This is a genomic window from Microcoleus sp. AR_TQ3_B6 (assembly GCF_036702785.1).
GTDB lineage: Bacteria > Cyanobacteriota > Cyanobacteriia > Cyanobacteriales > Microcoleaceae > Microcoleus.
Window position 1 is genome coordinate 15,254 of the sequence record NZ_JAUBVJ010000065.1, and the last position, 12,417, is coordinate 27,670.

Below are 12,417 nucleotides of genomic sequence, written 5' to 3' on the forward strand. Positions count from 1 at the left end.
AGCAGGAGGGCGAGTTTATTTATATTCTCAGTTACCAAATATATTTCTGGTAAAACCCACCCCTACTCATATTATAATAAAAAGTAACATCGGTACAAAAAAATAATATGCAACCGCCATATTCAACTCAAGATTTGTCCACAGTTTCGTCTATAAAATCACCAACGCTGTTTTACGAATGGCAAAATTATCGCTGTGCTTATGATTTTTATAACCCTACTATTGGGACAGAAGAGAGCATCCCTTTGTTATTAATCCATCCGATAGGGGTGGGTTTGTCAAGAGTTTTTTGGCAGAGATTTTGTGAGAGTTGGTACAACGCAGGGAACAGCAATCCGATTTACAATCCCGACCTTTTGGGCTGCGGCGATTGCGAAATGCCTGCTGTGGCTTGCTATCCTGACGATTGGGCCGCACAGTTGCAATATTTCTTGGAAACTGTAGTGAAAAAACCTGCGATCGTACTCGTGCAAGGTGCTTTACTGTCTGTAGCCTTGGCTTTAGCAAAAATGCAGCAGGAAAGCGGCTCAAATTTAATTGGCGGGTTAGTTCTCGCGGGACCTCCCGCTTGGGCTGTGATGAACAAACATTCGACAGAAAGACAGCAAAGAATTGTCTGGAATTTGTTAGGTTCTCCCTTCGGAAATGCTTTTTATCGCTACGCCAGACGCGCTGAATTTTTGCGATCTTTTTCTGCGAAACAACTGTTTGGCGATGCTGCTAAAGTTGACAGCGAATGGTTGGATGCTTTGCAGGCTGGGGCTGCCAATCCTGACAGCCGTCACGCGGTTTTTTCGTTTTTAGCGGGGTTTTGGCGCCAGGATTACAGCGGTACGATTCAAAAGTTCGATCGCCCCGCACTGGTTGTGATGGGAGAAAAAGCCTCAAGCATCAGTCAAGCGGGTAAGGAAGAGAAACCGGATGAAAGATTAGCGCAATATTTGGCTGCTTTTCCCAATGCGGAAGGTTTGTTGATACCGGGGCGGAATGTTTTGCCCTACGAATCAACGGCAGAATTTGTGGCGGCTGTTGCGGAGTTTGTCAATGGGACTTTTTAACCGCAGATGTCAGCAGATGAACACAGATGAACGCGGATGGAATTTTATCTGCGTTCATCCGCGTTCATCTGCGGTTAAAAAACTCTAATTTTCAACTGCGATGCCAAATTGTTGTGCCATCTTTTTGATCGATCAGAGTAATGCCCCGATCCTTGAGTTCGTTGCGAATGCGATCGCCCTCTGCGAAATTCTTAGCTTTTCTGGCATCTTTCCGCTGCTGAATCATCGCCTCAATCTCCTCATCAGTTAATCCGCTAATGATTTCAACTTTATTAATAGTGAAAGATGCGGGAGGGAGATTGATAGTCGCACTTAGCGGGACGCGTCTGGGTATGGGTTTTTCAAATCCTAAAACTTCGGCTAACTTAACAAGAGTTTGCCACTTTTGTTGCAACACTTCCGAAGGCATTTCCGTTTTTCCACCATGTACAATTATATTGCTTTCGCGCCGCAATTCCTTCGCCAATTCAAACAGAACAGCTAAAGCATTAGGAGTATTGAAATCATCATCCATCGCTGCTCTAAATTGCTGTACAGCCTCACTCTCGACTATGGGCAAGTTCAGAATTTTATCTAAATCCCAGCCCAATTTGGAACCGGGCCCATAACCAAAACGTAGGCTTTCTTGAAGAGTATGCCAGCCATTTTTTGCAGAGGCGATCGCCTCTTCGGTAAAATCAATTTGACTGCGGTAGTGCGCTGTTAACACAAACAGCCTCACCGCCATCGGTTCCACATCACCCGACCACTTCCCATCCAACAAATCGCGAATTGTAATAAAATTGTGCAAAGATTTCGACATCTTTTTGCCATTGACGGTCACAAAAGCATTGTGCATCCAATAATTAGCAAGTGACTTGCCCGTCGCGGCTTCAGATTGAGCAATTTCGTTTTCGTGGTGCGGAAAAGTTAAATCGGAACCGCCGCAGTGAATGTCAATTGTTTCGCCCAAGCAATCGCGCACCATCGCCGAACATTCGATGTGCCATCCGGGGCGACCTTTTCCCCAAGGCGAATCCCAAGCAGGTTCTCCGGGTTTAGCGCTTTTCCACAGGGCAAAATCTGACGAATCTTGCTTTTTTTGAGCTTCTATTTCTGCGGTTTCCAATCTACCGCTGGCCCCGGCCTGCATTTCTTCCAACTTGCGGCCGGAAAGTTTTCCGTAATCGGCAAACTGCCTGACGTTGTAGTAAACGTCGCCGCTGGAAGCATAGGCATAACCTTTATTTTCTAATTCGTGAATCAGCCGTTTAATGCCGTCGATTGTATGGGTGGCGCGGGGATATTCATCGGCCCTGAGAATATTTAGCTTGTCCATATCTACGAAATATTCCTCGATGAAGCGTTCTGCCACGGCTTCCATTGTGGAATTGGTTTCGCGGGCGCGATCGAGAATTTTGTCGTCAATATCTGTAAAATTCTGCACGTAGCGCACATCGTATCCCCGCCACATCAGATAACGCCGCACCATGTCCCAAACAATATAAGCGCGCGCATGGCCGACGTGGCAGTAGTCGTACACCGTAACGCCACAGCAATACATCCGCACTTTTGGGGGTTCGAGGGGTTCAAAAGGTGATTCGCGACGGGTCAAGCTGTTATAAAGCGTTAGGGGCATGGGATTTGAGATTTGGGATTGACGTACTGCTCTAATTTATTATATTGCTGTTGGTGAATCTTTCGGTGTCACTACCACACATCTGTTAAATCTAAGACAAATCCCGGTAACACATCTTCCCCTGACAAAGTGCTGGGATTATCTAATATTTCCACATCCTGATTTTGTCTGTATATTTCGACTTTCTTATTTTTGCGATCGATTAACCACCCCAAACTTGCTCCATTTGCCATGTATTCCCGCATTTTTTCCCGCAATGGTTCCAGGTTGTCAGACTTAGAGCGCAATTCTACAACGAAGTCTGGACAGAGGGGAGCGAAACCTTCTTGTTGTTTGGGTGTGAGAGTTTGCCACCGTTCTAATTTAACCCAGGAGGCATCAGGGGAGCGATCGGCACCATTGGGCAGTTGAAAACCAGTAGAAGAGTCAAATACTACTCCTAGCTTGGTTTGGCGATTCCACTGCCAGAGTTGTCCTGACACATCTTGGTTGCGTTTGCCTGTATCGCTTCCTGTGGGGGGCATAACAATTAATTCTCCTGTAGCATTTCTCTCTAGCCTTAAGTCACGGTTGACGGCAGCAATTTGCTGGAACTGTTCGTGAGTTACTTTGAAGGTTTGAGGAATGGTAATGGTGTTGTTTAGCATACTGTGCAGTCTCGCGCATAGGCTATTACCTATTGTACAGAACCGAATACAGCAAATTCAATAATCTGCCAACGCTGCTAAAACTCAATAATCGCTGTTGGTGAACCACCCCATCGTTTTTTCACCAAAGTTTTTCTACCCTATTCTGGAAAAACTTATAGAGTCATTTATTAAAAATCCTAAAATTGATTGACTCTTAAAGCTAAAAAAAATCGGCTGTTTTGTTGTTGATATTTGTTGTCATATTAGTTGATAGCTGGGGGCTATTTGGGGTAGCTAAATTTTTTGCTGAAAGTCTTGCAGTTTGTCATATCCCCAAAGACATATAGTCCTGGACGCCTGGGAACCCAGAAACCGGGTTTTTTACCGAATCTGCGATGGTCTAACGAAGTATTTTCGTGAAAAACCCGGTTTCGAGGAGTCGGAGTGCATTGAGGACTGACATATCTAAACCACCGCCTCCACCCTCCAAACCCATCAACAGCCCCCTATCGCAATATGTCATCAAATCCTGACATTTGCTGCCGCACCGATCCCCCCAATCTGCAATATGTCAAGATCCCCTGACATATTGATCCCCAAAATCACGAAAATGCGTATAAGTACCCAGGATTGAGGCAAAAGACCCCTTGACCCGATCGCAAGTTGTCTGCAACATTAAGTCATGACAAAGCGATCCCAAAGAAATGCTTGGATTAAGCAGCACTGGGAGTCGAATAGCGCGTGTGCTGCCAGCACAGCGTTGCTAGCAGCACCGATCGCACTCACAAAATCGATCTTGTCAATCAAGAATCGACAGAAAAGTTTTATTTAGCTCGGACGGTGCGCGCAGAAGCCAAGAAGTCAAAACCCCCGATCGCCTTCGGGAAAAGACAAGCTAAAAACAAGCAAGGCTTCAAAGGTTGGAGAGATTTGGAAGCTCACTAATATTTGCATTTAAAAGAGTTTCTAACTCGAAAAGTCAACACATTGGTGTTGAGAGGAAAAATCTAACCCGCCATCCCAAATTAGTGGAGAACAAACTCATGGCAAAAGAACGCCCACCATTAGAAGAGATGACTTTGCGACAACTCCGCAGAGTTGCTAGCGAATGTGGAGTCTCTCGCTACAGCCGGATGCGGAAATCGCAACTCCTGGCATCAATTCAAGAAATTCAGCGCACCAAATTTTCATACAGTCCATCTCGCAAACTAGAGGCACAAGAAGCAGTGGAAGCAGCAAAGTTTGAACTCGGTCAAGAAGATAGAACAGGTGGTTCTTTGTCGTCTGTAGATGAAGGTTTAGCAGATTTGCCCAACGGCTACGGCGAAAGCCGGGTTGTTTTAATGCCCCGCGACCCAGAATGGGCCTACACTTACTGGGATATTCCCAACGATCGCAAAGAAGAGTTGCGCCGCCAAGGAGGACAGCAACTAGCCCTGCGGATCTACGACGTTACAGATGTTAACCTCGACATTCAAAGCCCGCATAGCATTCAAGAATATCCCTGCGACGAACTGGCGCGGGAATGGTACGTGCCAATCCCCGTAAGCGATCGGGACTACGCGGTAGACATCGGCTACCGCTGTGCAGATGGCCGCTGGTTGATATTAGCTCGATCGAGCCAAGTCCGCGTTCCTCCCGTCTATCCCAGCGACTGGATTGAAGATCAATTCATCACCCTCGACTGGGAAGAAGACTTGTCTGGCAAAACCTTCGCCGAACTGGTTCCTCCGGCAAAGAAATTCGCACAAGCAGTCAATGGCGCTGGTTTGAGCACCAACAACGCCATCTACGAACAAATCTTCGGCATGGCAGAATCTGCCGAAGCCATGCGCGTCGCGGGTTCTATGTTCGGTTCCATGCAGCACGTCGCCGGTTCGATCCAGCAAGTCGGCATCCACGAACAAGCTATCAGTTCCTACGTGTTCCCCTCCGGCGTCGGAATGTGGGCGGCAAGCGCCATGTCCGGCCTCACGATGTCTGGTGCCGGTATGTCCGGCATGACGATGTCGGGTGTCGGTATGTCCGGCATGACGATGTCGGGTGTCGGTATGTCCGGCATGACGATGTCGGGTGTCGGTATGTCCGGCCTCACCATGTCGGGTTTCGGTATGTCGGGTGTCGGTATGTCGGGAGTTGGCTTCGCCGCCCCGATGCGCCCCCGCCAGTTCTGGTTAGTTGCTGACGCCGAACTGATCGTCTACGGCGCCACCGAGCCCGACGCCACGGTCTACGTAGGCGGACAGCCGATTAAACTCAATGCTGACGGCACTTTCCGCTTCCAGATGTCTTTCCAAGACGGCTTAATCGACTATCCGATTTTTGCAGTAGCAGCAGACGGCGAACAAAACCGCGCCATCCACATGAAATTCGAGCGCGAAACCCCTGAACGCCACACCAATACCAAGGAAGATGCTGTTGTGGAATGGTTGGGCTAATTCCTTGCGATCGATCGCTATTAGGGCGATCGTGCAGGTTTGTGCCAATTTTTTAACCATCACAAGGTATAGTCTGAGCAGATCGTGATTTGTTAATCTTAATTCCAGACAACAACCCATAACACCCCCTATACACCGTTCTCCTGTTTTGAGGAGCGGTGTTTTTTGTATTTAGGACTTACTCAGAAATCGAGTTTTTATAGCAGAATAGCTCGCGGATCGGACGAGCAACAAAAGTTCTACCAATTCTTAAAAGTAGGGATAAATATAGATATATAGCAATCCTTGCAGGAGTTGTAAATTTTTTACCCCACCCCAGCCCTCCCCGCGAGTTCGGTCCGGGAGTAAGAAATTCACAAATGATTTAGGATGGCTATAGCAACCGCCAAGATGCTTAGGACGCGAAGCGTAAGACATCTTCTGCAGGCATGAACGTAAACAATCAAACTGAAGAGAGTTTTTTGCGGATTCGACTTTTTAACCAATACCAACATTTCTCAATCTTGTTAAGGTAGGCGAGAATACGGTGGTAAGTACAGCAGTGTACACCCCGCATTTTGAATCAGTGGCGAGGGGGCGCCCGCCTTTATGGAACGTGGCATGATCCATCACCACAACCTGTCCTGCTTCAAGTGTGGGATCTTACAACTTTCCAATTAACCCTCAAACACTGTTCGATTAGACGCCCCCTCAATAGTGAAGGAAGCAATCAGATTTTGGTTGCACTTTCTCTGCCATCCCGCCCGCCTTCACGCTACGGCGTGGCCGATTGACGGCTAAGTAGTGTCTGTTTTTTTGTGTTATTTTCTGCCTTTTTAACTCTCGACACATGGTACTCGGACTTACCAATTGCCGATAAATATAGCCCCAGTATTTACAATATTATGACGCCTGTGCTATCTGGATATTTTTCTACCAGTCTCAGTAAGAGCGATCGCCATCTTTGTGAGAGTATTAGCTGCTAGTAGTTCACCAAAAAAGTAGGCAGCCTCAAACCACAACGAAGACGCAAGTCCTCTGCCCTAGATCGCTCCCTAAAAACCTGAAAGCTGCGCAAAAAGTCCCGGCAGCCGTTCACTTAGGTGCGATCGCAAAAGTTAACTTAATGCCTTCAACACATTCAACGGATTGATGGCTATTGATGTTGCTGTTTGAAGGCTTTCGGCGCTGTCAACGGTCGCATTGCGGGCTATTGACACGTTGCGATAGTAATGATCTTCCTTATTTCAGAGCCTGCTTGAGGTCAATTTCACCAGCCACCGATCCCGCCCTGCTTTCTGCGGGCTTTTGTCCCAGGTCATCCGGCAAATGCACAGCTTCAATCGTAGGGCGATCGGCGATCGCATCTTTACTATTACTAATCATGTCAAAGAGTAACCTTTAAGGAGTAAGCAATGAGTCCTATTCAGCAAGCTCTAATATTCGTTGATTGTGAGACTGTCTCTCAAACGTTTTATGATGCTGTCATGGTAGGATGTCGTCTTGCTGGAGCTATTGCGGCCAAAGAATTGAGTCAACCAGGAAAAAAAGTTTTAATCTTGGAGGCAGGACAAACTAAGCATTTAACCCTTGCAGGCTTTCAAAGTTACATTGACACCTTCTACAGTGCGACGGGCAAAGGCGGGATGTTTTTGGGGTTAAACAAAAGGATAAAACCTTTATTCCCAGCCCGCAAGCCTATCCAGAAGGACTCTTATGGCCTAGGATTGGTGTTAACCCACCTGGCGCGAAAGGCCCTGGATATGGGACTTGGAGCGCACCCCCTTCAGTTACTTTAGTAGAGGCTAAGAGTCATTCGGTCTAGTCATTAATGACCTGGCACCATGCCTCAGTTAACCTCTAAAAATTTCATCTTTGAGCCGGACACAATAGCCCACCCTTTCTAATTTTCACGTTGAACATGAATATTTCCTCTTGGTTTCGCAAACTTTCTACTATTGCCCTGTCGATTCTCCTTAGCTTAACGATCTTTAGTGCTCCCGCTAATGCTTTTGTTGGGACAGATTACAATAAGTTGCGTTTGACTAACGCCTGTGTTAGCTGCGATCTATCGGGAGTGGATTTATCGGGACTGGATCTATATGGCGCAGTCCTCACTGGGGCAAATCTATCCCAGGCTAAACTCTCCGGTTCCCTACTCGTTGAGACAAACCTTGAAAAAGCTACTTTAACGGGAGCCGATCTATCCGGCGCTACACTAATGGGTAGCAGGTTGTCCGAGGCTAACTTAACAGGTGCTGATCTTTCTAAGGCAGATTTGTATAATGTCCTCATGATTAAAGCAGATTTAACGGGGGCAGATTTAACGGAGGCGGATTTAACGTCTGCCGTTATTTCTGATGCAAATTTGTCTAAGGCTGTGGGAAAAAGTGCCAAGTTACAAGGAGCAATTCTTTCTGGCTCAAAATTAGTCGATGCAGATTTTTCCAGTAGCAAAATGAGAAATACAAAGTTATCAAATGCTACTCTGACTGGCACTAAATTTCAGGCAGCAGATCTGTTTAATTCCCTGATGCCTGACGGGACTACTTATAACGGAGATGTCTCCAAATTTGGGGCTTATCAATGAGATATGAATCCTTAAGGATTCTTTTGATGGTGAGGCAGAAGAAGATTTTAAAACCCATCTTCGCCAGGGTACCTAAATCTATCCTTTAAGGATTTTCTTCGTCTCATCCCTAACTCTTTGCCGAGGTAGGGAAAAAGAATTTCAGGAACTCCACTTCGCAGACTAGGAATCTTAAGTCATGTTGACCAACAATGAGCGCAAGATGAAAAAATCTCCTATTACTGTTGAAGAATTCAATAACCAAGTAGCATTCATGAAGGATATGAGTGCTACAAAGATTGTCGTAGCTGAATTAGGGGGTGCTGTTCATCAACAAGTCCCAGGTGCGGATCCTTTAACTAGCAGACCGCATTTTAGTGACCAGCAATGATCGGATTTATTAGGATGGCTGAATTACCTTGGTGAAAAAGCTAAGGCCGAAGGTATGCAGTTGGTCTATCATCCCCATATGGGGACGGGAGTAGAAAACTTAGCTGATATCGATCGCTTAATGAACGGTACCGATCGCGAAAATGTTAAGCTGCTGCTTGATACCGCTCGTTTGTACTGCGCAGGAGTCGATCGGCTGAAAGTTACTCAAACATATGTCGATCGCATCGAGCACGTTCACTTGAAAAATATTCCTCAGGCAGTTTTAGAGGAATCCAAAGAGACGCATCGTGGCTTTTTAGATTCCATCCGCCCAGGGATCTTTACCCTTCCGGGAGATAGTGAGGGCGCAATTGAGTTTCAGCCAATTTTACAAGAGCTTGCTAAAGCTGACTATAAAGGATGGCTGATGGTAGAGGCAGAACAAGACCCTAATACCACTAATCCTTTGCAAGATGCGCTAACAGCTTGCAGTTATCTACGCAAAGTGACTGGTTTGTAGCAAAAACAGAACCCAGACCTGAACGAAGTAGGTCTGGGTTGTTCTCTCGTAAAAATCTACAGTTTCTCAACCGGAGTTTAGCCATGAGTGACGATCGAGAGCAGATCAGAGTGGTTTTTGAAGAAGTCTATGCAGCAAATGTTAGGGGACGCGACTTAGAGGGTTATGGAAAGATGTACACCGACTATGCTTTCTGGATGCCACCCGATCAAGCCGATCGGCGCGGAATTCCTGACATTGTTGAAGGCTTTGCCGCTCAGATCGCTAAGCAAGATATCGATCCAACCTTCATCGCTGAAGAAATCGAAGTGAGGGACAATGTTGGTTATGTCGTCGGTACATCTCACACTACGATTTACCCGCATGATGGCAGTCCATCTAAGGAAGTCAAATTTCGAGCACTATGGTTAATGAAAAAAGAGGGAGACACCTGGAAGATCGATCGCCAGATTTGGAATGTAAAGCCTGGGTAAGGCTAAGCTTGACCTAAAAAACTTAGCGGTAGAGTCTCGGGGCGCGTTTAGTAAAAAGTTCCGCATCAATAATGATTCTTTTTTCAAAACGCGCCCTGATTATTGGATGATATATAGCAATCCTAAATCATTCAGATAAATTTGTAGGGGTAGTGCCCCCGTGCCTACCCCCTATCTATCGGGGCAACCACGGGGGGATTGCCCCTACAATAATTACGCAAATCATTTAGGATTGCTATATATCATCCAATTTGGTATCTATTCACTTGCGAGCCGTTTAAGTATCAGTCTCATGAAACAAAGATTGAGTTTAGCGGCTTGACCAGTGTGCGTTCAAAGTTTTTGACCAAACTCTTACAGCGTTCTACCCAAGCATTCGACCCCTCAATCACCTAGGGGGTCGCCACCGGGACAAATCGAGATTTTCCTGGCACTGCTTTTTCGGCTTTGGTTGGCTTTGGGGCTACTTGGAACCGAATCTGGGTCAGGATTTGGGGATAGACATTTTGCACTGCTGCGGTGATTCTATCCGGGTGATACTCGTTGTCCAGCAGGATAGTAATCTTCGGGATATTGACCCGCAAGCGCCCGAAAGTAGTCGAGAGTATGGCTTAACAGTTCAATCAAGCTCAGATCGTCGGACATATTTGCAGCAGTGCAGCAGGTAAAGAAGGGAAAGCCCTGCGTATCGACTGCCAGATGGTGTTTGATGCAAGGAGTGCATTTGTAGTGACAAAACTTTTTGGAGTTCACACTCGCAGTACAGGTATGAAGGCAAATCACACCAGTTACAGCCTTTGTTATATGCGGTGCAGGACAGGACATTGCCCTTCTTCGTGTCAAATTAACATCACACGTAGTACCGGTCTGCTGTTTGACGATTAGGGTGCGATCGCCCCTGATTCAGGCCCCCTACTCCCCGCAGCGATTCGGGGGGATGCCAGGGGGATCTAGACTCAGGTAAAAGCTATATTTATCAGGGGTTTCTGTCTTAAGTTGACACCAATGGACAAGGCCTAAGTCCCTACTTTATTTCATCGGATTGACAACTGCTATCTCAGACAATTTTTTCAATATCTCTCTGTAGATAGATGTTGACTTAACTCGCTATCGAGAGTGTTAAATCAAAATTTGCACTTTTCACTCAACCATTATTAAGTAAGCTAAAGTTTACTTAAACTTTTATTGCACAAACTCGCTAAATCCAGCGAAACCAAAGAAAGCGAGTTATTAGAGAAAGAAGGCGATCGCACCGCCATTTCTCAAAAACAAATGCCAAAAATAAATTCCCTGCAGCAACGAAGCCAGAAGCGTCCCCGTCTTTTAGCCTTATTCGCTGTCACATTAGCCACCGTCTTACTGTTATTTATTCTGCCTGCACTGACTCAACAGCCAGTCGTGCTCACGATGTTGATGCAAAGCCAAGACATTCTTAACTGGAAACCCTTTGTCAAAGAATTTGAACAGAAAAACCCCGGCATTCGCATCAACCTCATAGAAGGACCTTTTGACACAAACCTCATAGAAAATCTTTACACATCTGCCTTTCTTTTAGGCGAATCGCCCTACGACATCATCAACATGGATATTGTCTGGGTTCCCAAATTTGCAGCCGCAGGTTGGGTAAGGGATTTGACAGACAAAATTCCCCCCAAAGAACTATCAAAATTCATCCAAGGTAACGTCGAAGGCGGGCGGTATCGGGGCAAACTTTACCGAATTCCCCACGCTTCCGATGCCGGAATGCTTTATTACCGCAAAGACATTTTAGAACAAGCGGGAATTCCAGCGCCGAAAACCTTTGAAGAGATGGTAAAAATATCTCAAAACTTGCAAAAACAGGGAAAAGCAACTTGGGGTTATCTGTGGCAAGGCAAACAATACGAGGGCGTCTCTGCGATGTTTGTCGAGGTACTCTCCGGTTTCGGGGGCTTTTGGGCTAACCCTCAAACTTTTGAAGTTGGGTTAGATAAACCGGAGGCAATTAAAGCAGTGGAATTTCTCAAAAATACGATCGCCTCCGGCATTTCTCCTCCGGGTGTCACCACCTACGGCGAAGAAGAAACCAGGCTGTTGTTTCAAAACGGCAAAGCGCTTTTTTTGCGAAACTGGCCCTATGTTTGGAAGCTGGCAAATGCCGAAGGATCGAATGTTAGAGGCAAAATTGCGATCGAGCCAATGCTCAGCAGTATCGGTAAAACAGGCGGTTCCTGCTTGGGCGGCTGGGGCTGGGGAATTGCCAAAACCTCAAAACATCCAGAACAAGCCTGGAAAGCAATTCAATACCTTACCAGCGAGGAAACCCAGCGCAAATTTATTTTACAAACCGGTTTAGTTCCCAGTTACAAATCCCTATTTACCAACAAAGAAATAGTCGCCAAATTTCCCCACTACCCGCAACTGCTAAAAGTAGTGGAACGGCCAGCGTTGCGCCCGCCCATAGCACAATACGCTCAAGCTTCTGATATTTTGCAGCGTTATTTGAGTTCCGCTTTTACCGGGAGAATGACTGCAGAACAAGCAATGAAAGCAGCAGCTAGCGAAACTCGCAATTTATTAGGCAGTTTGAAACAACCCAAAGCTTCGTAAATTTGACATCAGGCCTCTGTCAGAAACAGGCAAGATGCCTGTTCCACAAAGAGTTAGAAACAGGCATCTTGCCTGTTCCACAAAGAGTTAGAAACAGGCAAGATGCCTGTTCCACAAAAAGTTAATTCAATTGTGGGGTGGGCTTCTAGCCTGCCCCAAAATAAATTAAAGG

At 46.2% G+C, this 12,417-nt stretch carries 13 protein-coding genes; 9 read left to right on the plus strand and 4 right to left on the minus strand.

Translation table 11 applies throughout. The annotated features are described in order from the left end of the window. The first annotated feature begins 107 nt into the window (after window positions 1-107). The gene (locus QUB56_RS25685) at window positions 108-1,058 is read left to right on the plus strand and encodes an alpha/beta hydrolase (RefSeq protein ID WP_332959044.1); all 951 of its coding nucleotides are present in this window, start codon (window positions 108-110) and stop codon (window positions 1,056-1,058) included. Between the two features lie 91 nt (window positions 1,059-1,149). On the opposite strand, the gene cysS is transcribed toward QUB56_RS25685, so the two are convergent. Together cysS and QUB56_RS25695 are read right to left on the minus strand one after the other, a co-directional pair. After that, window positions 1,150-2,676: a cysteine--tRNA ligase gene (gene cysS, locus QUB56_RS25690; RefSeq protein WP_332959046.1), complete on the minus strand. Its 1,527-nt coding sequence runs from the start codon at window positions 2,674-2,676 to the stop codon at window positions 1,150-1,152. Between the two features lie 71 nt (window positions 2,677-2,747). After that, window positions 2,748-3,323, minus strand: a complete 576-nt coding sequence (locus QUB56_RS25695; RefSeq protein WP_332959047.1) for a Uma2 family endonuclease — start codon at window positions 3,321-3,323, stop codon at window positions 2,748-2,750. A gap of 723 nt (window positions 3,324-4,046) precedes the next feature. Between QUB56_RS25695 and QUB56_RS25700 the strand changes: the two genes are divergently transcribed. Further along, on the plus strand, window positions 4,047-4,250 hold the full coding sequence (locus tag QUB56_RS25700) for a hypothetical protein (protein WP_332959048.1): 204 nt from the start codon (window positions 4,047-4,049) through the stop codon (window positions 4,248-4,250). A gap of 98 nt (window positions 4,251-4,348) precedes the next feature. Continuing rightward, window positions 4,349-5,743, plus strand: coding sequence for a DUF4912 domain-containing protein (locus QUB56_RS25705; protein ID WP_332959049.1), 1,395 nt, complete (start codon window positions 4,349-4,351; stop codon window positions 5,741-5,743). Window positions 5,744-6,964: 1,221 nt separating this feature from the next. On the opposite strand, the gene QUB56_RS25715 is transcribed toward QUB56_RS25705, so the two are convergent. Then, window positions 6,965-7,108, minus strand: a complete 144-nt coding sequence (locus tag QUB56_RS25715; RefSeq protein WP_332959050.1) for a hypothetical protein — start codon at window positions 7,106-7,108, stop codon at window positions 6,965-6,967. A 29-nt stretch (window positions 7,109-7,137) separates the two neighbouring features. On the opposite strand from QUB56_RS25715, the gene QUB56_RS25720 reads away from it, so the two are divergent. The 5 genes from QUB56_RS25720 to QUB56_RS25740 all read left to right on the plus strand — a co-directional run bounded on the left by QUB56_RS25720 (window position 7,138) and on the right by QUB56_RS25740 (window position 9,656). Beyond that, on the plus strand, window positions 7,138-7,521 hold the full coding sequence (locus QUB56_RS25720; RefSeq protein ID WP_332959051.1) for a hypothetical protein: 384 nt from the start codon (window positions 7,138-7,140) through the stop codon (window positions 7,519-7,521). Window positions 7,522-7,643: 122 nt separating this feature from the next. Beyond that, entirely contained in the window at window positions 7,644-8,312 is a 669-nt protein-coding gene (locus QUB56_RS25725) for a pentapeptide repeat-containing protein (RefSeq protein WP_332959052.1), read from the plus strand. A 178-nt stretch (window positions 8,313-8,490) separates the two neighbouring features. Next, a complete protein-coding gene (locus tag QUB56_RS25730; protein ID WP_332959053.1) occupies window positions 8,491-8,682 on the plus strand; it encodes a hypothetical protein in 192 nt (63 codons plus the stop codon). An 18-nt stretch (window positions 8,683-8,700) separates the two neighbouring features. After that, the gene (locus QUB56_RS25735; RefSeq protein ID WP_332959073.1) at window positions 8,701-9,183 is read left to right on the plus strand and encodes a TIM barrel protein; all 483 of its coding nucleotides are present in this window, start codon (window positions 8,701-8,703) and stop codon (window positions 9,181-9,183) included. A gap of 83 nt (window positions 9,184-9,266) precedes the next feature. After that, on the plus strand, window positions 9,267-9,656 hold the full coding sequence (locus tag QUB56_RS25740; RefSeq protein ID WP_332959054.1) for a DUF4440 domain-containing protein: 390 nt from the start codon (window positions 9,267-9,269) through the stop codon (window positions 9,654-9,656). A gap of 525 nt (window positions 9,657-10,181) precedes the next feature. On the opposite strand, the gene QUB56_RS25745 is transcribed toward QUB56_RS25740, so the two are convergent. Continuing rightward, entirely contained in the window at window positions 10,182-10,409 is a 228-nt protein-coding gene (locus tag QUB56_RS25745) for a hypothetical protein (protein ID WP_332959056.1), read from the minus strand. A gap of 432 nt (window positions 10,410-10,841) precedes the next feature. On the opposite strand from QUB56_RS25745, the gene QUB56_RS25750 reads away from it, so the two are divergent. After that, window positions 10,842-12,245 (plus strand): ABC transporter substrate-binding protein, encoded by a 1,404-nt coding sequence (locus QUB56_RS25750; RefSeq protein ID WP_445243393.1) that lies wholly within the window; start codon window positions 10,842-10,844, stop codon window positions 12,243-12,245. Window positions 12,246-12,417: the final 172 nt, after the last annotated feature.